Origin of the sequence: Arenibacter troitsensis (assembly GCF_900177645.1) — a bacterium.
Classification (GTDB): Bacteria; Bacteroidota; Bacteroidia; order Flavobacteriales; family Flavobacteriaceae; genus Arenibacter; species Arenibacter troitsensis.
Map to the genome: position 1 here is coordinate 1 of NZ_FXAO01000008.1, position 22296 is coordinate 22296.

The window sequence follows — 22296 nt, forward strand, 5'->3', positions numbered from 1 at the left end:
TATTGGAATAACCTAAAGGATAAACAGCAACCAGATAACAAAGCTCACAACGAAGTATTCAAAGCCAGTACCACAAAACAACGTGGGTGGCCCAAGGAATTGGGATCACATTTTTATAGCAAGTGGCCGGGCTTATTATAACTTATAATCATACAGATGCCGGTGACGTTCATAATCTAGGATCGATCACATATAGGATGCGGAGCAAGTTATATATGGTGTTGAAGTATTGACAACCAAGTAAAAAGCTGACAAGGGTTGCCAACAATTCAACACCCCAAAATCACCAATATGGACTGATAAAAAATAAAATATTAACTTTAAGGAACTGGACTAGTGCTTTTCATAGGATACGGTGTTACCTGTAGTTATTTTTTCCGATACACTTTTAAATTATACTTAAATTCAGTTCCATCACTTTCTAAAAATTCAAATACTTTCAATTCCGTTTGAGTGATTTCCGCTATTTCTATTTCGTTTTTCGTAAACTCAATTAAAGAACCAGATTTTTTTAATTGTTCCAAAAGTCCAGGTGCAAGTTTGTCAATCGGCACGTTGTATTTTGGTTTATCAAAAGTCATTCTAAAAATCTTTGCTTTTGAGTCATATTCCCAAATTCCGCTTTCACAGTTTTCCGAATTTTCACAACCAAATAGTTCATACGTTTTGTCCATTTCAATTCGCATATTTGGTCGAGAAACAAATTCAGTCGCTGTAATTGTGTCATTCACGAAATGTTTCACTTCCGCAATAGTTTTTCCGTTCTTATCTGTCAATTTTTGAAATTCCCACGTTCCAATAATCAACTTTTCAATTTGTTCCGCACTTTTCTTTGTTTTTGCGTCATCAACTAATTCCATATAAGTTTTAGATGACTGACTAAAATTCAAAAGTGGAAATAATATTATGGCAAGCAGGATGTTTTTCATAATTACAGGTAACGGTTGGGCTATGATCTCGTTGCGGACATTTCCATCGGAAATTGTCCGCCTAAATCCGAGCCATTGGTTAAAAGTAAGGATTTTCCGTATGGAAAATCCACCGCAATGGATTATAGGTATTGTTATGCAAAGGTTTTTAAGCATATCCGTTTATGGAAAGTTCATAGTATTCCCCCGTGGCCAAATTTATTTTTACGTTCCAGAAGCAATTCCCTCCGTCATCGACGTCAACAATTCCAACTTTCCAATACTCAGCTTCAAAATCGGAACAGAACATATTAGCCCATACTTCTTTTTCCCCTTTTTGATTTATAACCGCAACATATTGTTTTTTATAACCTTCTAGTTTTATAGAGAATCTCGATTCCGTCTTTTCTTTCCGTGAGGCATTATTTTCTTCGACCACAGTTTGGAGAATTTTTTCGACTTGCTGAATTTCATTGTCCGAAAGCATTGATGGAGAAACATTTTTGTAAATCCAATACCATTCTGGGTCAAATTCAATAATTGTAAAGTCCGATTCTACAGATTCAATTTCTTGCCCAGTATTTAATTTGTCAATTTTTCCTTTCGATTTGTTTTGCAAACAGCTTGAAAGGAATAAAATTAGAAAGGATGTAAGTATAGGTTTAAAGGAATTCATCAACTTTTGCATAACGTTAAGGCTATGATTTCGGTCTGGGAAATCCGTTAGGATTTTTCAGGTTGGAATCGTGCCGGATTAAAAGTAATGAATTTTCTCTTTTGAAAAAGGCAAGACTGAATTATAGGCCATGTTAGCGGTTGCTTGCAGCCCGGACCATACTCTAACGTACAAGCCAATGGAACAATCCGCGTGGATTTTGCCGCATTTAAAATCAAGCCGAGACCATTGTAAACACAAATAAAATTTGGCGTTCTGTAAAGCCTGGAAAGGGATGGCCGAGCCAAAATTCAAACAGGGTACTGCTTGCGTAACCCTTGGGTACTGGCGGCAAAAGGATAAGCCCTTAAGTTGCTCTATTTTAAATCCCAAAACCCTAAGAAAGCCTGATCCCCAGATTTGTAAACCGTGGATTTTTTGCTGCCCTGATAAACGTTCTGCTTGCGCACCGATTGGTCAAACTATAGGGTAGGCAGCAAAAAAGAAGAAGACCCTAAGCAGCTCATTATTTTAGAGCAAGTTACCGCTAACACATATATATGTGTAATTAATGGTTAAGATATAAAAATAACGAAATAACTCCTTAACTCCTATACATAAATAGTTAAGAGGATTTTTAAAAGTTGTCATTTTATATATCATTTTGTATCTTACAGTATATTGATATACCTAATGACGAATGGATTTTTCCCAATATACTTTTAAACCTGCTGTGCATCGAAACAAAGATGTAATACTGGTTATTTTTCCATTTAATCCTCATTTGGTACAACAGTTTAGAGAACGCTTTACCTCTGCAAAATGGAGCAAAACCAATAAAGCTTGGTATCTACCGGATATACCCGCGGTTAGAAAGGCCTTGAAAATAGAGCAGCGACCATTTATTGAAAAACAACTTCCCAAGATAGCTCATGTTAATCAAACTGCCCTAATACGGTATTATGATCAGCTTAGGTTAAAAGCACTTAGTCCAAACACCATTCGGATTTATATTGCAGAGTTTGTTCATTTACTTCAATTGATAAAAAATTATCCTGTGGATGAGCTTACACCCAAAAAATTAAAGGATTATTTTCTCTATTGCGTTTACCAAGAAAAAATGGGGGAACGCAAAATGAACGGTAAAATAAATGCCGTTAAATTTTATTTTGAAAAAGTATTGTACAGGCCACAACTCTTTTTTGATATTCCGCGACCTAAAAAACCGGCCACCTTACCTAAAATGTTGGCTAAGAGTGAAGTGGCCAAGTTGTTTAAACAGGTAGAAAATTTAAAACATCGCATTGCCCTAGAACTATGCTATGGTTTGGGGCTTAGAGTTTCAGAAGTCGTTGCTATTAAAATAAATGACATTGATAGCTCTAGAATGGTTGTGCATATTCGTGGTGCAAAAGGCAAGAAAGATAGAATGGTACCCCTACCCATAACGCTATTGCCAAAACTAAGAAAGTATTATAGGGAATATAATCCCAAGGAGTATCTGCTTGAAGGCAGGTACGGGGGGCAATATTCCAGGGGTAGCATACAGAAGGTATTTAAAGAGGCCATGAAAAGGGCAGGTATCAAAAAAAATATTGGGGTTCACGGCCTCAGGCACAGCTACGCAACCCACCTTTTGGAATCGGGTACCGATATGCGTTTTATTCAGGAACTTTTGGGACATAGTTCCATTAAGACCACCCAGGTGTATACGAAGGTAACACCACGTAGTCTTGCGAATATCGAAAGTCCGTTAGATTCTTTATAATGCTGCATTGCAAGAAAGTTCAAGGCAAGGAAGACCTATTTAATGTTGACTTCTGGGCCGCTTACTTTAACAGGACAGGGTTTAGCTTATAATAAATACCAGTTGTTTTAGCTCCAGACTGTATAACCCCAATAACATATAAAATAGTTTTGGATTGCGACAGATTTATTTGTTGAAAGTCCAGGCCACAAACCTGCTCTTTTTATTGCCCTGTTCCATAGCTATAACCTGGACATCTGCTGGGAGGGTTTTATTAATGGCCCTTTTTATATTTTTAAGGTTTTCTTTTTGGGATACCAAGGAGGTGAACCAATGTACCTGGTCTTTGAATTGCAGGCTTTCCACTGCCATCTTCTTTACAAACGCTTCTTCACCCCCCTTGTACCACAACTCGTTGGCCAAGCCTCCAAAATTTAGGCGCTCCCTGTCCTCCAATTGCAGGTTCCGGACCTTTCGCAGATTTTGTTTTTCGGCATCTGTACGGTTCTTAAAAAATGGGGGGGTTGCAGACCACCACGTCAAAATAATCATCTTGCCTAATGATATGTTTCAAAATACTATTTTTGAAACCTTGCTGCCTAAGGTCTATGTTGGCCAATACCCTGTTTCTGTCAATAATTTCCTGGGCATTTTTTAAGGCATCAGGATCTACCTCACTAGCCGTGCACTGCCAATGGAAGTGACAGGTAGCCAAAATGGGGTAGATAAGGTTGGCCCCGGTGCCAATGTCCAACAAACGGAGTGTGGGCTTTGGAATCAGATCCGCCACATGTAAAAGGTAATCCAAGCGGCCAGGAATAGGGGGGCAGAGATTGTAGTCCGGTATATCCCAATAATCTAGTCCATAGTGTGCCTTTAACAAGGCAGTGTTCAAAGCCCTTACGGCCTGATGGTCTCCAAATGTTATGGTTTGGTTGCCATACTTATTTACAAAGACAAATTTCCTTAGTTCTGGGGAATGCCGAATTAGTAAATCCAAATCATAGGCTTTGGAAAAAGGATTTTTTGGATGCACCGTATAGGTTTTAATTGGGTAAAGGTAACAAAAGTAACTTCAAAATGAGGTAATCATTAAACCGTCCAAACTTCAATTCGTAGCATACCAAAAAGCTATAGCAAAAGCAAAAACCTTAATTAGTTGGTTTTTTTATGGCATTTTAAAATTTATGGAAGTGGCTACTCCTCCCAAGTATCCGTTCTAAAGGAGGAAGCCGGTAGGCCTTCCGTATTGAACAAACTACCTGCCTCGCAATTGCTAAATGCATACCTAACGGCAACAGGGTTTGTTACCCCTTCTGCCCAAACGGTTAGGGTCTTGTCCCCATTAATTTTGGCTTCGGCAGGATGAAAGACTTGGTCCGCACCGGCCACTTCAAAGCCAGTTAATGGCTGTCCATAACTGGAGAGACCGTTCTCACTATAAATAAAGGACATCTTTACCTTACCCTCTTTAATTTCCTCTATTTTGTTATATATAGGACCACTATAAGCAAATCCTTCCATGCCGTAATCCTTGGCAAGCGCCCAGAGGGCCAATCTATCGCCTACCAATTTTTTCTCCCTGGGGTGAATAAAATTACAATCCCCAATATCCATGGTTACTGCCATTCCGGTATTTTCAACCGTTTTCATGCTGTGCAATTGTGCCTCCCTAACAAAGCCGGCATTGCCACCATCATAGCCATAAGGGGCAATTTGTACGAAGTAAAATGGAAACTCGCCCTGTTGCCACTTTTCCCTCCAGGCGTTGATCATGGTGGGGAAAAGTTGGGCGTATTCCTTGGCCTGGTTCCTGTTGGATTCCCCTTGGTACCAAATGGCACCCTTAATGCTGTAACCTATCAAGGGGTTGATCATGGCATTGAACAACAGGGTAGGGGTGCGCTGTGGTGCTCCTTCCGGAAGTTTGCTTGGAAGTTCTAAGGTATTGAATTGGGAAAGTGTCTCCTTATCCATCCAGGTTTCCACAGTGGACCCGCCCCAAGAGGTATGTATAAGTCCTATGGGTATGTTCAACAGGGTATTCAACTTTTTTCCAAAGAAGTAGGCGGTAGCACTAAAGTCCCTTACGGTTGCCGGACTGGCCTCCGCCCATTGCCCTTCCACATTTTCCAATGGCTCCAGGCTGGTGGCCCTTTTTACGGTAAACAGGCGTATTTGACTGTTCTTGGAGTTTAAAATGGCCTCGTTGCTGCCATTTATGGGTTGGTTGTTAAATCCTTTTACGGGCATTTCCATATTGGATTGCCCGGAACACAACCAAACCTCGCCGATCATCACATTTTTAAGACCAACTTCATTGCTCCCCTTAATATTTAGGGTGTAAGGTCCGCCATAGGACGGTGTTTTAATCTTTAGTTTCCATTGCCCTTGGGCATTGGTAGATGCAGAGGCTTCTTCCCCCCAGCTAGCTGTTATTTTAATTTTGGTATTGGGTTTATCTGTTCCCCAAATGGAAACATTGTTTTTCTGTTGCAAGACCATGTGGTCCCCAAAAAAGGCAGGTAATTCTATTTGCCCAAAAGAGACAGTGACAGTGCTCAATAGCCATACCAATAATAAGGTTTTCAATACTTTCATAGTGGTGTAAAAAAATAGTGGTTTAGGTTATTATTAAAATGTTCCTCAAGAAAATACGCTGGGAATTTGCTTAAGGAAATAGTATTTGGATAAATGTAACAAATATTTATGGTTTCAAGTTGGGTAGAAAGTCCTCAACTGTTTCCTTACCTATGATTGTTATCAGAATTATAATCGAATTAAATGGAATTTTCTATACACGGTCCTGGGACTAAGGTTGATGCAAGGTTATTTTATCGATCAACAATTGAAAGTTTTCAGTTCTTTTATTCCCAATCAAGAAGACGATTTCCTCAATGTATTCTTTTGAAAAATTGGGCAGGTCCAATTTCCTGCCCCTAAAAGAAGGGTACATATCTTTGAGCGATACCTTTATTTCTTCCCATTCCCCGGAGGTTGCAAAGGTATTGATATAGGAATAATTAGTACTGGAATCGTCCTTTACCCTAAATTGATATTTCTTTCCGTCGCCTTTGAGATGAATGCTAATGTAACTATAAGCAGTTACTTGTAGTTTGTCAAATCGGTGACGGACGGAAGTGAATCCACCATTGTTTTCCAAAGAGATTTCGCCCTCAAATAATCCATGTCCGTCAGGGCTCAAGGTAAAGCTACCTTCCGATAAGCCACCCATGACCCCATCATTCACAATTCTCCATTCCTTGATGTTGGAATTTTTGTTGAAATCGAAAATTATTTTTGAGGTCATAAGTGTCATAAAAACTAAAGTGGCCAAAAGATACTTTATAATTCACCTTTAGGGTAATTTACGACAACTTAAGCTAAAGACCATGACCAATTAGGGCATTTAGGAATAATACTATACGGGTTGGGTAGCATCATTTCAGAAGTTTGTACCAATTCCTTTAAATTGAAACCTAATTCCCAAGTTTATTTCATAGGTTACCAAATGGACAGATTTGCACTTGTTAGGGGTTCGGCTATATATTTTAGTATATGGACCGCTCCACTTTGTTTTTTATGGGAGGTATGGTCTGTAGGTATTCAAATATGGCCCCAGCTTCATCATCGGTAAGTTGGGAATAGGGCAGCATGGGGTAGGTTAAGGCCTTCCCGCCTTTTATCTGCCCATATTTAAGTGCTTTAATAAAGTCTTCCCTGGTCCAATTGCCAATTCCGGTTTCCTTGTCCGGCGTAAGATTGGATGTCAGCATTACCCGGCCCTGTAAATCCAAAGGTTTATTGCCTCCTCCAAAATACCCTTCACTTAATTCCGGATTTAAAAAATCGTTGGTTTTAAAGTCGGCCGAATGACAGGAAAAGCAATCCAGGTTATGTGCCAGATATTTGCCCAATTCTACAGAATCGTCCGCATTGGGTAAGGGAATGGCTTCAGTTGGCATTGGCAAGGGTTTAAAGGCTACCCTACAAAGTATTTTGGTCAATAAAGAAGGTTTTGGTGGAACATCCGGAGTGGGATCTGCTTTGACCATTGGGTGGTCCGATCTCAAAAATGAAATAACGGCATTGATATCTTCATCCGCCATACCTGGCAATTTCGCCATATAGGGAGGACTGTATTTTCCATCCCTTTTTATTCCCGTTCTTAGGAGGTATACTAGTTCCCCGTCGGTCCAATCCCCAATACCATAGGTTTTGTCCTGGGTGATGTTCTGGGAATAAATTTCTCCAAATTCAGGTGGCGCATCCATCATCTTTTGTCCGGTAAGTTTATTGGTTTGATGGTTTAAATGGCAACTTGCACATAACATAACAGCCAATTTTTCGCCCCTGGCTATCGCTTCTGGACTACTTGTTACCTTATAATCAATTTTTTCAACTTCGTAGGAAGGAATATCGCTGGCACTGATAGAGATCAATGCTATGGCCATTAAAAGAACAATAATCCCTAGTCCGATACCAACTATTTTAAATACTTTTTTCATCTTAATTATAATTAATTAAACAAAGTGTACTCAATCTGTGGGAACGTTTTATTTTAATTGAAATCGTTGTCTACACGCCTAAACCAGTATTCCGAACATAGGTATTATTTTATGCGCTACACTGTAGTTCATGTTCAATATTAAATTCTAAAAATATGGGGGATTAATTTTAAGAAAGCATTTTATCATTGGTTGTTTATAAAACAATCAGTAGGGGTGGTTGTTGGTTGTTATCATTGTATACTACGAGGTCTGTACTAAAATTAGTAAATTTTTGGATTAAAGCGATGAACAATTTTTTAACAATCTTCTTTTAATCAGAGAGTTGTAAGAGTTTTTATATAGCTGTATTACCTTCTTTTCATAAATGGGCCAAGTGAATCTTTTCCGTAGGAAACAAAAAGGGTTTTAAAGTATTGTGTTTTGCGTGGTGCCTCTACAGTGAAGCTAAAACTTTAATGGGATTTTGGATAATTAATGGCAATTACACCATCCTTAATCCTAAGAGGTTTGCGGTAGATTAATTAAAGAATTTTGACTTTTTTAGATTTTGTTTGATCGCGTGTTTATGGACCATTTAAGTTCGTATTCCAAAATACGGCTAATCCGTTTTTGGTATTATCTCAGTATGGCCCGACTTAAAATGCAGGTCCATCTGGGGAAAGGGTATAACAATTTTGTTTTCACTGAATTTCCGGTTGATGATCTTTCTGATATCACTTTTCACCTTCTCTATCCTAAATACATTCTCGCTAAAAAAAAGCACCTCAAAATCTAGAGAGGAATTACCGAAATTCACAAAACGGCCCTCTATGGTTTTGCCATCCACAAAATCGGGATGTTCCAAAACGCTTTCTTCCAATATTCTTACTACCAGATCAACATCACTGCCATAAGCCACCCCAACACCTATCTTGAAACGCGTCTTTTTCTTCTGGTGGCTCCAGTTGATGACCTTGTTGGTGGTGATCAAGGAATTGGGAATGATGATGGATATGTCGTTCCTATTGAGTCCCCTTGAAGTTCGCAGTCCAATTTCTTGGATTTCAACAATATCCCCATCTATTTCCAATATGTCGTTTATTTTGATCGATTTCTCCGAAAGCAAAATAATGCCGGAAACTATATCGTTGAAGGTTTGCTGCAGGCCCAATCCCACCCCAACCAATAGCGCCGCCGAACCAGCTAAAAATAAGGTCAGCTGAATGCCTATGGATTCCAGTATAAGACCAATGGCAATGACCCATATTACATATTTAATAATTTGATACAGCGCATAGGTATTTCCAGTATCAAAATGCACCCCCTTATAACGGCGAAACAATGCTTTTTTTATTAGTTGCACTATCACCTTGGTGATCAGTAAAATTAAAAGTATAATGACAAGGCTGTACACTTTAATTTTATAATCACCAATACTGATCAGATTAAAATCCAATATTTTACTTAGTGTATCCATTTCATTCCTTTAGGGCCACCGAATGCCTTGCCAAGAAGTTATAGCTTGAGCAGGGGAAGGGTAGGAGCGTTGCTATTATTCTATTGGAATATAGTGAAATCCCTTGAACTATCCGCAGAAAAATGAGTGTTCAAGGTAGAATTTAGTGGCATATCATGATGCCATTTTAAACCTTGCTGAATAGCGATGATAGGTATACCCCCGTTGTTTATTGTAGGTAACAATGCGGTTAAATAGGCTTAAAAACCAGTACATAGGAAGTCGTTATTAATTTTTAAGTGGCTTGTCCAGATCTGGGACAATGCTACCCTTGGCTATATCCACATCTATATAGGCCTGTAAATCCCGAAGGGAAACCACTTTAAAATTCCGATCGGATAAATACTGCAGATATTCCCTAAACAACTTTGGCGGTGTATTTACCCAAGGATGTTCCACATCGGGTACACCGTGCAGGGTAATCACTACGATCTTACCCTTTTTGGCCTCATCCAGAGCATGGATAATTTCATTTTTGTTATCCGCATTGGTCGCCCAACTGGGTATAAGAAAGGGATGATCCGTTAATGGGTCGTACGCCCTGTTGCCACCGGCGCGTGCGAAAACGTAATCTTTTTTTTGTAAATATTCGAGGGCGGTGGCATTTAGCCCATAACCGGGATAGGCAAAGTTTTGGGGTTTCTGGATTCCCAGGGAATCACATTTGTTTTCTATATATTCCAACTCGGCGTTAAATTGGGATAGGGTGAGTTTGCTTACATTGGCATGGGTGTGGGTATGATTGGCCACTTCAAAACCCATTTTGTCCAAAGCCTTGATTTGGCGCCAATTCATATACAGGGTACTATCCTTAAAATTCGGTGGAAATTCGCACACAAAAAAGGTAGCACCAAAGCCGAAATCTTTGAGCAATGGGGCTACCACCGAATATTGACTGGCAGGGGCATCATCAAAGGTAAGTACCACTAATTTGTCCGGTATTGCCTTTTTTAGGATTTGGGAATGGCTATAAAAAATAGCGCTAATGGTAAAAAGGACAACTAAGAAATTTTTCATAATACTCCTAATGAAAGGATTAATGCTGATAAAAGAGACTATTGATTGGTGAATTTCTTGTGAAATCGTATCATTTCTTGCTTTCAATCCCTAAAATAACACACTCCTTTGAATATTGGACCGAATTTTTATTTTTCTTCAATCTAAAAATTTCGGGTTGTTACTGCTCCGGAAAAAATAAAAGTTAAGAATACGGTTTAATTGAACTGTAAGCTCTATGATATTGCCAGGGAATTTCAGGGGGTATATTCAATTCAAGGGCTGCATTTATAGAAAAATAAGGGTTTCGCAAGTGTTCTCTTGCAATAACCACAAGGTCTGCCCTATCCTGTACAATTATGTCGTTGGCCTGTACCGAAGTGGTGATCAAACCAACTGCACCCACGGGAATCCCTATTTTTTCTTTTATTTCCATTGCATAAGGCAATTGGTAATTTGGAAAAACCATTGATTTGTCCACATGGGCAAAACCACCACCTGAAGCAGTTATGAGATCAACACCATTGTTCTTTAAAATCAGGGATAAGGCCAAGCTATCTTTCAGATTCCATGCATCCGCTGATTCCAAATAGTCTACTGCCGAAACCCTGACCAATAAGGGCATGGTATCAGGTATTACTTTTCTTATTTCCTGCACGGTTTCAATCAAAAAACGAATCCTATTTTCGAAGGTTCCTCCATATTGGTCACTTCTTTTGTTAACAACGGAAGAATAAAACTGATGAAATAGATAACCGTGTCCCGCATGGAGTTCTATGGTGTCAAAACCAGCTAATAAAGCTCTTTTGGCGGCTGAAACAAAATCCATTTTTAGTTTTTGTATTTCCTCAATGGTCAATTCGTGTGCAGTAATTCCATTAATTACAGTGGAAGAGGCACTTTTGGTAATCCAACCGCCTTTTTCCAAAGGCAACGGTTTCATTCCTTCATTTGGATGGGTATTACTGCCTTTCCCTCCAGAGTGCCATAATTGAACGCCAATTTTTGATCCTTGTTCCTTAACAAACCTTACTATAGGTTTCCAAGCCTCCATTTGCACATTGTTCCAAAGCCCAGTATCGTACAAGGTATTCAATCCTTCTTCCGATACGGCGGTACATTCGGTTATAATTAATCCGGCACCACCAACAGCCCTGCTCCCCAGGTGGACCAAATGCCAGTTATTGGGTATACCCTTCATGGCACTGTATTGTTGCATTGGGGAAAGAGCTATTCTGTTTTTTAACTCTAATTCCCTAAGTTTTAACGGGCTAAATAAATTTTTCATTTTTAGGTTGTTTCCAAGTTATAAATCCTCTGATGTTCATCATTAAAAAGGCACTGTTGCCAATTCCAATACCAAAACTGCCTATTGGTCCAAAGCCCAGGCTTATCCATATTAAATTGGCCAGGGCAAAATAGATAAATCCTTATTTGTTCTTTTTCCCTAAACGATAAATGGCCTTGAGGCTTAAGATCATGGCCAGCTAATCCAATAGATAATAGTTAGTAAATGCTTCCATGCTGAGTACACGATTAATGACAATGCAAAGTTGCTTTAAATTATGATGGAAAAAGTTGAAGTAGATTAGGAAATAAGGTTGAAATAATTCAACTTTTACCTTTTACTTTGTTGTTCCGAATTTTTGATAGAAATTCGGTGGTCATTCCAAGATAAGAAGCCAAGGCGTATTGTGGAATATGTTGCAGAAATTGCGGATATTTATCTGTGAAATAGGTATACCGTTCTTCTGCAGACTTCGTCAAATTCATAATGATTCTTCGCTGTTGGGAAGCCAACCCCCTTTCTGCGATAATCCTGAAAAAGGTCTCAAACTTTGGATTGCTTTTCTTTAAGTCCTGTTCCTTTTCAAAATCCAGTTCCAATAAAGTGCTATTTTTCAGGGCCTCCACGAACATAGTGGCAGGTTGTTGAAATATATAGCTATTATAATCGGTAATCCACCAATCATTGATGACCAAGGCTATGGTTGTTTCCTGTCCGGACTCATTTACTACAAATGAGCGTAATGCACCCTCTACAACATAGAATCTTTTCTTTGCGGTAAAATTAGGCTGCACAATGAATTGTTTTTTTCGAACCTTTACTACCTCAAATTTGGAACTAAAGTGAAATGACTCCTCTTCCGTTAAGGTAATAAATTGCTGAATGTAGGATGCAATTTGGTTCTGTGGATCCATTGCCAATTAATGAGTGATAAGTTGTTTAAATTTAGGGATTTTTTCCAGTATCCAGACCTGCTCAATTATACCAGACAGCATAACGCTCCCGCCTTAGTTCCAAGGCAAGACCTTCCTCTATTTCCAAAGCTTCGGCTCTGGTCAATACCGGATCAATGTGATTATAAAGACTAGGCCTTAGGTATAGACCATATTTTTCCACAATGTTGGACGACAATTTATGTCCCTTCTTATTTCTATATCCGGTCTTGTGCTGCTCAAATCGCTCCTTGGGCGTCTTGGACGTCATGCCTACGTATAGACATTCCAGTACACCGTTAAATTGCGGATTGGCGGCCCTAAACTTTGCGTTCTCTGTAAAAACGCGTTTGGAAAGTTCCACAACATAGACTCGGTAGAGGGTTTTGGACATGGGAATTAAAAAATATTTGGACTTATTGGCAACAAAAATCGTATAAATTATCGACTTATTACTTTACACTTTGTGGTTTTCAAGACCATTACGGTTTGGTTGGCCACTTTCTCCAAAAAAGAAATAATAATTAATAGTAAGGCGCAGTTATGATCCAAGCTTGGTTATACGGCTATTAATTTAATAGTGCAATCAACAAGTAGGTCACAATGTACGCAAAAATTGGTGCAACCGCCCAGACCGTAAAAAAGCGCTTCACCGTCTTATTGGCAAAAGTATTCTTAAAGCCGTTTTTACTAACGCTCAAAGCAATAAACCCGGCGGCAATAAGCTGTACCAAAGAAGTTGGAATTCCTTTGGTAAGCGAGGCGAGCAATAAAAGACTGGCAACTATTACTGCAATAACAGTGGCGTAAAAGGGGCTGACCTCTACTATTTCCTTTCCTGTTTTTTGTGTTACTTTGTGTCCCAGAAGTGAACTCCCTATGGCAAAACATGGCGCAACTATCAAAACCGATAAAATTATGATCGGCCGAAAGTTTTGTAAGGTGTCTATCCCTATTTCATTGGCGGTTAAGGAAGCTATTGGCGCTGCTGCATTGGCCACATTGTTGGCACCAATGGAGAAGGCCACATATAAGGAAGAAATGATCAACAAGATTTTTAAAACCCGGTGCTCTTGTAGATGTGAATAATCAGTGTTAAAAACCTTGTTCTTGAGCAAGGGAAAAATCCACTTATGTGACACTAATATTATTAGAAAGGAAATTATGGGAAGCATCACCCATGTCGGAATTATTTCATAAAATAATTTTCTTGTATTGAGGCCATCCAAAGCAGTAGCGGCTCCTGCAATAGACAATACACTTGCCTGACTGGTGGATTGTGGAACGCCGATGAGGTTGGCTATCAACAAGGAGAGTCCTATTGAAAGTAATATTACCGAAGTGTTGATCGGGGTAAAAAAGGATTGTTCCAATAGTCCCGTGCCCAAGGTAAGGGAGACTTCCTTACCGGCAATCAAAGCTCCCGCAAGTACCATTATTCCGAATAATCCGGGAATCATCGTTCGTTTTATTACATCGGCACCATAGGCCGCCGAAAAAGCGGGAGCGGTGCCACTTCCGCCCATATTGATGGCCAAGAACATGGCTAAAAGAAAGGGGATGGTCAATAGGTTTAATACTTCTGACATAGTACTATTTTTTATGGGATTTTAAATTTAAGTTTTGGTGGATCGTTAATCTTATTATATGTCGGTTATAGAAATCTACCCCAGAATTTTGTTGTTGAAACCAATTGATATAACCCACTTCAAATCCAAGCTTATCAAAGGGCATATATTGAATGCTGGCACCATAGCGATTTTGGTCAAATACATTTTGGACTACTTTACCGCCCATGTTCAGTAGAATTTCATCAAATGCTTTCAAGTTCATCTTAGGACTTGCTGCATATCTCAGTTCTAGTTTGTATCTAGTTCTATTGTTTGCATAATTGAAGGAGCCATTTGCTTGTTCAAAAAACCTAAATTCTGACCAATAACGATGATGTAGACCAATTTTTTTGGTTATAGGTGACCAATGCCCAAATGCCAACATTGGCCGTAGTTCTGACTTGGTTTCTACAATCTGGATTTCTGGGTCGTTCGGAAGCGATTGTAGAAAAGAGGAAATACCAATGCCCCCATTCCAACCTTTTCCCAGTTTTCTTTCTAGAAGTGTTCGGGAAACAAACTGATGTTGCCTCCAAGGGAACCAGTAGGTCCTTTCTTCCAAGTCTTGCCTTAAGGTATAGTGGTCGTTGATGTTTATGCCTAGGCTGTATCGTGTCCAAATTAATTGCTGTGTCTGTATATGCCTTTCTTGGGCGACCAGATTTGTAATGGCCATGCTTACTAGGGTTGGAATTATTAAATTGTGTTTGTAGTATACCATAGTTTATGGGAATAAGCTACAGCGAATATATATAATATTATTTAATCTATAGATTAACTAGGGTAATAAATTTTGTTATTGGATATTCCTCGTTTGGACCAACCCCTCAGTGCCATGGAAACTGTTATTGCGACTGCTTATATAGAGATTCGATAGCAGTATGCACCTTAACAAATCCAACTTAATTCTTAGAAAGTATTGTAGGGAATATCCGCTAAACAAGTACGATAGGTAAGTTCAATAAAAATATTAATTCCTTCAAAGAGTAAGACATTTTTTAGGATTTCCATAGAGCAGAACAATATTTTTTACGAATTTTAGGGAAATAAATAGCCAATAAAGCTTATTGTAAATCAATAAATATCAAACTAACACCATGAAAAAAGAACCAAACAAGCCCTTACCACTTACACGAAGATCTTTTATTAGTAAAACGGGCGTTGCCGCGGCCGGAATTACTATTCTCCCAAGTAACGTAATATCGGGATTGGGACATAAGGCTCCCAGTGATAAATTGAATATAGTTGGGGTAGGGGTAGGAAGCATGGGCTTTGGCAACCTAAGAAATTTAGAGAGCGAAAATATTGTTGGATTGTGTGATGTGGATTGGAAATATGCAAAGAAATGTTTTGATCATTTTCCAAAAGCCAAGAAATACAAGGATTTTAGGGTGATGTATGACGAGATGGGCAACGACTTTGATGCTGTTCTGGTGGCCACGGCCGATCATACCCACGCTATTGTTGCAGCAGATGCCATGGTTCGTGGAAAACACGTTTATGTACAAAAACCGCTAACACACTCCGTATACGAATCCAGGTTATTGACCAAGTTGGCCAAGAAGTATAAGGTGGCCACCCAAATGGGAAATCAAGGGGCATCCGGAGAGGGAGTGGCCCAAACCTGCGAATTAATTTGGAGCGGTGCCATTGGGGAAATAACCAAAGTGGAATCCTTTACGGACAGGCCCATCTGGCCACAAGGGGTGAATCCACCCGCCCAAGGGCAGTGGGTTCCGGATACCTTGGACTGGGATTTATTTACCGGGCCTGCAGAATTGATTCCCTACAATCAGGTGTACCACCCATGGAACTGGCGGGGATGGTGGAATTACGGTACGGGAGCCTTGGGAGATATGGCCTGCCATATTCTGCATCCCGTATTTGAAGCCCTTAAATTAGGCTATCCTACCAAAGTTCAGGGAAGTTCCTCCCTGCTCTTAAAGGACAGTGCTCCTACGGCACAGTCCGTACAAATGACCTTCCCGGAAAGGGGCAGGAAAGGCAAGATTAAACTACCCGAAGTAGAGGTTAACTGGTACGACGGGGGTATAAAGCCAGATCTACCTGCCAATTGGCCTAGTGGCAAAAACCCTAATAAGTCGGGTGGAGGTACTTTTTTTTATGGTACCAAAGGAATTATACATGCCGGATGTTATGGATTGGAACCAGAGATATTGGGCAGGGAAATGCCCAAAGTAGCTGAGACGGAGAGAAGGGTAGAGAAGGAAATGGGGTTCAGTTGGGGTAAAGGAGCGCATGAAATGGATTGGGTCAGGGCCTGTAAGGAAAGCCCGGAGAATCGCAAACCTTGTACATCCGATTTTTCAGAAGCTGGTCCCTTTAATGAAATGGTCGTAATGGGGGTGCTAGCCGTTAGGTTGCAATCCTTGAACAAAATTTTGAACTGGGATGGAGAGAATATGAGGTTTACCAATATTGGACAGGACGAGACCATTAAAACCGTAATCCGTGATAATTTTGTAATGAAGGACGGTCGTCCCAAATTTGAAAAAGAATGGACAGAACCCTATTCTGCTAGCGATTTTGCAGCAGAATTAATTAAACATACGTATCGGGAAGGTTGGAAATTGCCGGATATGCCAGCTTAAAAGTACATTTTATTATTTGTAGAAAAGGGAATGGGTGGAAGCTGGTTCCCTTTTTTAATGGGCATTGTTCATCTTCCTGGCAAGTTCATTTAAAATTCACATGTGAGACCTGCCCTGATAACCTTGTAAAGAATATTACTTCATGGAATGTATACCTATCATATTCCCTTCGGTATCGGTTGCAAGAACCATGGCGCCATACTCTCCTAAGGACACTTTGGACTTCATTACTTTTCCACCTGCACCTGTAATCCTGGATTCTTCCACACTACAGTCCTCGCTCATAAAATATACAATAGTGCTGTTGTTTCCAGCCTTAAATCCATCCATTTTCACCAAGGCTCCGGAGGCACTGTTCATGGATTCCATATTGGAGGGAAAAAATAACATTTTCATATGGTCTTCGGCAGAAGGAGGCATAGGCATTTCACTCAGTTCAAGTTGAAATACGGCTTCGTAGAATTTTTTTGCCCGCTTTAAGTCATCAACATAAATTTCGAACCAAACTACTGGGTTTACATTTTTCATAATTATATAATTTAATATTTTTTAATAATTCCAAGGTTATTTAGGGTATACAAAATTTACGGGGCGCGGTGCCTATATCTTGGGTTAACTAATATATCAAAAAATGCCCAAACTCTTAATTTGGAACCAGCATTATTCCATAGCTAGTTTTTGGGAATTATTCTTAATCGATAGACTAAAGTGTACAGGTAAGCGCCAATGGTTAGTATAGAGTAGTCTGTTTTCAGTAAACAGTAATCAGAAACAGTATTCAGTGATCGTTAGGAAAGAGGCAGGGACCAAGAGTCTGGATTCCAGAGTAAAGACAAATAGTAGTCCGGCTTCTATGTTCTGGTAGCGGAGCGGTCTATTTTCTGATTCCATTATTGTTCTTGTTATTAGCAGTTAATTCAGTATTCAGTAGGCAATAGTCAGGAGCCAATAGGCAAGAGCCATTAGCCAATAGGCAAGAGTACGGAGTAAAGAGAAAAGAATCAAGAGTCTAGAGTCTAGAGCAAAGACAAATAGTGTTCCAGTATCTAGATTCTAGTAGCAAAGCGGTCTGGATTCTAATTCCCTTATCTACCAAATTTAACAATCACAACCAATGATTTGCCCTTTTGTAATTTTTATAACCAATAATTTGGTATCTTTATTTGGCTGGTGGTCATAGTTATATGGCCTAAAATGAGTCCTAATACCTTTACTAGTTCCCAGCTTTGACCAATTTTTACCTCCCCCATCCTAAAACAGAGAAATTATGCCACTATTCATGGATCGACATTATATTGAAGGAGCCACTCCAGAGGAGGTTGCAAAAGCCCACCATGAAGACATGAAAATTCAATCAAGGCACCATTGCAAGGCTTTGACCTATTGGCATGATGAAGAAAAGGGCATGGCTTTTTGCCTTATAGAAGCACCATCTGCTGCTGCCGTACGAGGGATGCATAAAGAAGCCCACGGGCTAATACCTAACCAGATCATTGAAGTTGACAGTTCGGCCGTAGCCCAGTTTCTTGGCCGGGTGATAGACCCTGAAAAGGAAGACGGCAAACCCATGACCGAGAGTCCGTTCAGGGCTATTATGTTTATAGATATGGTGAGTTCAACAGATATTACCAAAGCCTTGGGGGATGCCAAGGCCTTGGATTTGGTACATAGTTATAGAAACGTGGTAAGAAAGGCCCTTGTTGATCATGGGGGGCGGGAAGTGGATAGGGCAGGGGATGGATTCCTGACCAGTTTTAGATCGGCCTATATGGCCTCGGTCTGTGCAGTGGAAATACAGCGCCAATTATCCAAATTCAATGAATCCCGGGAAGATGGGATTCTGCTACAGGCAAGGATAGGGATTGGGGCAGGAGAGCCGGTACAGGATGGGGATGCACTATTTGGTTCAACGGTAAATCTTGTGGCCCGTATTTGTAGTTATGGAAATTCAGGACAGATTATTAGCGCCAAGGTGGTAAAAGATCTTTGTATTGGTAAGGATATTTCCTTTAAGTCGCTTGGTCCGCAAATGCTTAAGGGCTTTGATGAACCTGTGGATCTGGAACTTATAGAATGGTGGGATGCTGGTGGGCAGTAAACAGTTGTCAGTATTCAGTAATCAGGGAGTAATAGTTGGTAAACAGTGATTAGTAATCAAAGGTCAGTATTCAGTTTAGCAATCAGTATTCAGGAGACAATAGCCAAAAGTCTCAAAATTATAGACCAGATAAACTAGAGTCAAGAGGCTAGGTTCTAGTAGCTCAACAGTCCAGAATCTATTTAGATCATGTTGGTAGTCTAAAGAAGTTCCCTCCCCATCATTTAAACGTACTTACAATTCTGATGAATTATTTGTACTTTTTCATTCCAAAACCAAAACCACTCCGTTGAACCTAGTTAATAAACCACTTTCAATGTGGCCTAATTTTTCCAAAGATCCATTTAACTTTCTACTAGTGTTGATATGTTTCCTTGGTGGGACCGTGTTTTCCATAGCACAGCAGGGGGATATTGGAGGGGAAAGGGCTAGCATTCGGAACCAAATTGGGCTAAGGCACGACAATGATTTTATATTGCTTACGGATAGGTATTATACCGCTGGACTATTCTTAACGTATAGGCATCGATTGGAAAAGGGATTATTTAATTCCGAAAACGAACAGTTGACTTTTTCCCTTGGTCAGGAAATTATAACCCCATCCTATCTTATTACCGAAGATGTTCAGCTATTGGATCGTGCCTACGTAGGTTTCTCGGCACTTAGGTCCGGATGGTCCCGTGTGGGCCGTAACAGTTTAATAGAGGCAAATTTTCTATTAGGGTTGGCGGGTAGGGCTTCGGGAGCAGGTAGTTTGCAAAGATGGTACCATCATTCCGTCATGAAGACCGAAACCCCTACCTGGGTGGGAGAAATGGAGAATAGTGTTCATTATAACCTGTACACCAGATACCTCTACGAATGGCAATTGGTACCCAATCCCTTTAGTATACACATTGCAACACAATCCCAATTTGCCTTTGGCACTAGGGATATCTATGTATATCCCGAATTGGTGGCGTATTTTGGAAGGAGAAATCCATTATCTGGTAGCATAGCGCACAACCAAATTGGATCTACGGACAGTGAGATCTTCTTTGCCCTTCGTGGCGGATATCGCTTGGTGGGTCATAACGGCCTATTGGAAGGTAATGCCTTGGGTGATGATTCCGTGCTGTTGGTTGCTTCCAAAACTACGGTGGTATATGCCGGTTTTGATTTTCAATGGCGTTACGGACGAAACGATTATTGGGTAGGCGTACGATATAATGCTCCGGAGTTTGAAGGGGCCCGATCCCATCAGTATGTAATACTTTCATATACCAGGGGATTTTAAAGGCTGTTGGGAGGAATGAGAGGTTGGTGTTTAGAGCCAATAGGCAATAGGCATTGGCCAATAGTCTGGGGCCAGGAGTATGGAGACTTAGGTCAAAATAAGAAATTCTAGATTCTAGGTTCTAGTAGCAACGCGGTCCAGTTTTGATTTGTTTACCTCATTTAAAATCAATTTGCCGATCCCGCCTCAGGGAATTTTCTCATGGGCGAATATCGCTTATAGCTATCAAATATTTCGGGATCGGGACCTACAATTCGCGGGTCGTTGGACCTTTTCAATTCGTTCAAGAGTTCGGTTTTCACGGCTTGTTCCAACTTTTTGAATAATGGTGTTCCCGATAAATTTTTTAAACACGAAGGATCTTGCCGCACATTGTAAAGTTCAAATTCAGGACGCTTTTCTACCGCTAAATCGAAATAGGGCATAATTTCTTCTTCCCCATGATACTCTATTAAAAAGGTCTTTGTTGGGCAATCATCAATATCGGTATACGCACTCCCGTTCAAGTAGGTATTGTTTTTGTCCAGTCCGTGAATTGGAAGCAATTGCGTGCTATCATTTTCTGCAAACTTTTGTGGAGCACCTGCCGGCCACCTTTCGGGTTTCATGTTCCATATAAAAAGATAATCTCCTTTTCGAACAGACCTTTGGGGATATCCCCAATTTAAATATCGGGATGAGGAGTGGCGCTCCCTTCCAGAATATGCAGCTCTTTCAGTTTTTGACAAGACGCCACTTTCCTTTGACTGCAACAGATTCAGGATGCTTTTTCCGGTAATGGGGAGCATTCCTTTGGATGAGGTATTGGTTATTTCCAAAAGGGTAGGTGCTAAATCAATAAATCCAATAGGATCTTCCACAACCCTATTTCCTGGAAATTTCTTTGGATACCGAACGGCAAAAGGTACATGTACCCCATATTCATAACTGTTGGCTTTTGCACGGGGAAAGGGCATACCATTATCCGCAGTGACAATTACAATGGTGTTTTCCAATTCGCCAATTTCCTCCAAATATTCCAGCATTCTTTGAAGATGAAGATCAAACCACTCAATTTCAACTGCATAATCCAATAGATCCCCCCGTATTTCAGCATTATCGGGAAGAAATTCGGGTACCTCTACATCCTCCAATTTTTTGGACATATTTTTCCACGAACCTTTTTCGTAAGTTCTATGTGGTTCAACACCGCCATACCAGAAAAAAAATGGCTTGTCCTTTTTAATGTTCTCTACAAAATACCTGAAATTTCCAAAGTAATTGGTCTTGCTAATGCCCTTGGCAAATCGCTCATCATTATGTTCTTCATATTTAAGGTTGCTATGCGAAACTCCGGCAGCATCAATTTTTCGCCAAAGCGAATCTTCTTCTGTACGGGCGTATTGAAAAGGACCTACTCCTTTTCCGGTTCTTCCGGTGGCATATCCATTTTTCTCAAGCAAATCCACAAAGGGCACATACTTCTTTAACCATGCCGAGGCATGTTGTCCTGCCTGCTCATTTTGCCAATGGTGTCTACCCGTAATAATGGCGCTTCTGGAAGGCGCACATCCCGGAGAACCGGCATAAGCGTTGGAAAAATATACCCCCTCGCGGGCCACCCTATCAAAGGCAGGAGTTTTAACAAAGTTGGACCCTTGGTAACTAGTGTGGAAAAATGATTGGTCATCACTAATGGCAAAAAGAATATTGGGACGGTCCTGGGCATAAGCGTTAAATCCCAAGCCCGTGTTCAATATTACCGTTAAACAAAATGCTATCCGAAATATCATACCTTTTTACTGTTCAATTCTTGCTTAAGACTGGCCGCTTTGTTCATATCAGAACCCATTAACCATATTCTTAGATTCTTTTCGGCCAATTTAATATGAAGATGATTTCTGTTTCTAAATCCCGGTTCAAAGGGGACCGTCCAAAAAAAAGGTATATAACTTAACAGGGAAAACAGCCAGCCTTTGTTTAATTGGACCGACTTTAAACTGCCATAAGTATAGCTGCCATTATTCTTTGGAGTTAGCTGATCCACAATTTCGAACATATCTTTTTGAAGGTTAATATCCAATTTGGGACTATTCCTTAAAGTAATTGTTTCGTTCATGTACTATATAGGGTTTAAAGGTAAAGAAGGTCCTTAGCGGAACACACAAAGTATAGGCCTTATATTTGGA

Annotated in this window: 21 protein-coding genes; 4 read left to right on the top strand and 17 right to left on the bottom strand. The window is 40.1% G+C overall.

The window, feature by feature from the left end; all coding sequences use genetic code 11:
- Window positions 1-368: 368 nt before the first annotated feature.
- Window positions 369-929: a hypothetical protein gene (locus B9Y87_RS17010; RefSeq protein WP_139827272.1), complete on the bottom strand. Its 561-nt coding sequence runs from the start codon at window positions 927-929 to the stop codon at window positions 369-371.
- A gap of 148 nt (window positions 930-1077) precedes the next feature.
- Window positions 1078-1584: a hypothetical protein gene (locus B9Y87_RS17015; RefSeq protein ID WP_139827273.1), complete on the bottom strand. Its 507-nt coding sequence runs from the start codon at window positions 1582-1584 to the stop codon at window positions 1078-1080.
- A 679-nt stretch (window positions 1585-2263) separates the two neighbouring features.
- On the opposite strand from B9Y87_RS17015, the gene B9Y87_RS17020 reads away from it, so the two are divergent.
- Window positions 2264-3331: a tyrosine-type recombinase/integrase gene (locus B9Y87_RS17020; protein ID WP_085500183.1), complete on the top strand. Its 1068-nt coding sequence runs from the start codon at window positions 2264-2266 to the stop codon at window positions 3329-3331.
- 165 nt (window positions 3332-3496) lie between these two features.
- On the opposite strand, the gene B9Y87_RS22225 is transcribed toward B9Y87_RS17020, so the two are convergent.
- The 12 genes from B9Y87_RS22225 to B9Y87_RS17075 form a co-directional block, all read right to left on the bottom strand.
- A complete protein-coding gene (locus tag B9Y87_RS22225) occupies window positions 3497-3862 on the bottom strand; it encodes an RlmF-related methyltransferase (RefSeq protein WP_245808734.1) in 366 nt (121 codons plus the stop codon).
- On the bottom strand, window positions 3819-4346 hold the full coding sequence (locus tag B9Y87_RS22230) for an RlmF-related methyltransferase (protein ID WP_245808735.1): 528 nt from the start codon (window positions 4344-4346) through the stop codon (window positions 3819-3821). The genes B9Y87_RS22225 and B9Y87_RS22230 overlap by 44 nt, the downstream gene beginning before the upstream one ends.
- 161 nt (window positions 4347-4507) lie before the next feature.
- Window positions 4508-5911 carry a sialate O-acetylesterase gene (locus B9Y87_RS17030; protein ID WP_085500184.1) on the bottom strand — a complete coding sequence of 468 codons (1404 nt, stop codon included), beginning with the start codon at window positions 5909-5911 and terminating at the stop codon, window positions 4508-4510.
- A 211-nt stretch (window positions 5912-6122) separates the two neighbouring features.
- Window positions 6123-6620, bottom strand: coding sequence for a CIA30 family protein (locus B9Y87_RS17035; protein ID WP_085500185.1), 498 nt, complete (start codon window positions 6618-6620; stop codon window positions 6123-6125).
- A gap of 241 nt (window positions 6621-6861) precedes the next feature.
- The gene (locus B9Y87_RS17040; RefSeq protein ID WP_085500186.1) at window positions 6862-7818 is read right to left on the bottom strand and encodes a c-type cytochrome; all 957 of its coding nucleotides are present in this window, start codon (window positions 7816-7818) and stop codon (window positions 6862-6864) included.
- Window positions 7819-8419: 601 nt separating this feature from the next.
- A complete protein-coding gene (locus B9Y87_RS17045; RefSeq protein ID WP_085500187.1) occupies window positions 8420-9277 on the bottom strand; it encodes a mechanosensitive ion channel family protein in 858 nt (285 codons plus the stop codon).
- Between the two features lie 267 nt (window positions 9278-9544).
- Window positions 9545-10333, bottom strand: coding sequence for a polysaccharide deacetylase family protein (locus tag B9Y87_RS17050; protein WP_085500188.1), 789 nt, complete (start codon window positions 10331-10333; stop codon window positions 9545-9547).
- Window positions 10334-10517: 184 nt separating this feature from the next.
- Complete coding sequence (locus B9Y87_RS17055) at window positions 10518-11600, bottom strand: NADH:flavin oxidoreductase/NADH oxidase (protein WP_085500189.1); 1083 nt, start codon at window positions 11598-11600, stop codon at window positions 10518-10520.
- Window positions 11601-11923: 323 nt separating this feature from the next.
- Window positions 11924-12514, bottom strand: a complete 591-nt coding sequence (locus B9Y87_RS17060; protein WP_085500190.1) for a Crp/Fnr family transcriptional regulator — start codon at window positions 12512-12514, stop codon at window positions 11924-11926.
- Between the two features lie 61 nt (window positions 12515-12575).
- Complete coding sequence (locus B9Y87_RS17065) at window positions 12576-12926, bottom strand: ribose-5-phosphate isomerase (RefSeq protein ID WP_031443704.1); 351 nt, start codon at window positions 12924-12926, stop codon at window positions 12576-12578.
- A gap of 175 nt (window positions 12927-13101) precedes the next feature.
- Window positions 13102-14121 (bottom strand): inorganic phosphate transporter, encoded by a 1020-nt coding sequence (locus B9Y87_RS17070; protein ID WP_085500191.1) that lies wholly within the window; start codon window positions 14119-14121, stop codon window positions 13102-13104.
- A 4-nt stretch (window positions 14122-14125) separates the two neighbouring features.
- On the bottom strand, window positions 14126-14818 hold the full coding sequence (locus B9Y87_RS17075) for a DUF2490 domain-containing protein (RefSeq protein WP_176225662.1): 693 nt from the start codon (window positions 14816-14818) through the stop codon (window positions 14126-14128).
- Between the two features lie 421 nt (window positions 14819-15239).
- Here B9Y87_RS17075 and B9Y87_RS17080 point away from each other — a divergent pair, with 421 nt between their 5' ends.
- Entirely contained in the window at window positions 15240-16754 is a 1515-nt protein-coding gene (locus tag B9Y87_RS17080) for a Gfo/Idh/MocA family protein (protein WP_085500193.1), read from the top strand.
- Window positions 16755-16889: 135 nt separating this feature from the next.
- On the opposite strand, the gene B9Y87_RS17085 is transcribed toward B9Y87_RS17080, so the two are convergent.
- Window positions 16890-17282, bottom strand: a complete 393-nt coding sequence (locus tag B9Y87_RS17085) for a VOC family protein (RefSeq protein WP_085500194.1) — start codon at window positions 17280-17282, stop codon at window positions 16890-16892.
- A gap of 739 nt (window positions 17283-18021) precedes the next feature.
- Between B9Y87_RS17085 and B9Y87_RS17090 the strand changes: the two genes are divergently transcribed.
- Together B9Y87_RS17090 and B9Y87_RS17095 are read left to right on the top strand one after the other, a co-directional pair.
- Window positions 18022-18852 carry a nickel-binding protein gene (locus B9Y87_RS17090; RefSeq protein WP_085500195.1) on the top strand — a complete coding sequence of 277 codons (831 nt, stop codon included), beginning with the start codon at window positions 18022-18024 and terminating at the stop codon, window positions 18850-18852.
- Window positions 18853-19168: 316 nt separating this feature from the next.
- The gene (locus B9Y87_RS17095; RefSeq protein WP_085500196.1) at window positions 19169-20128 is read left to right on the top strand and encodes a lipid A-modifier LpxR family protein; all 960 of its coding nucleotides are present in this window, start codon (window positions 19169-19171) and stop codon (window positions 20126-20128) included.
- Window positions 20129-20295: 167 nt separating this feature from the next.
- Here B9Y87_RS17095 and B9Y87_RS17100 read toward each other — a convergent pair whose 3' ends face one another.
- Complete coding sequence (locus tag B9Y87_RS17100) at window positions 20296-21900, bottom strand: sulfatase family protein (protein ID WP_085500197.1); 1605 nt, start codon at window positions 21898-21900, stop codon at window positions 20296-20298.
- Window positions 21897-22226, bottom strand: coding sequence for a hypothetical protein (locus tag B9Y87_RS17105; protein WP_085500198.1), 330 nt, complete (start codon window positions 22224-22226; stop codon window positions 21897-21899). The genes B9Y87_RS17100 and B9Y87_RS17105 overlap by 4 nt, the downstream gene beginning before the upstream one ends.
- Window positions 22227-22296 lie beyond the last annotated feature (70 nt).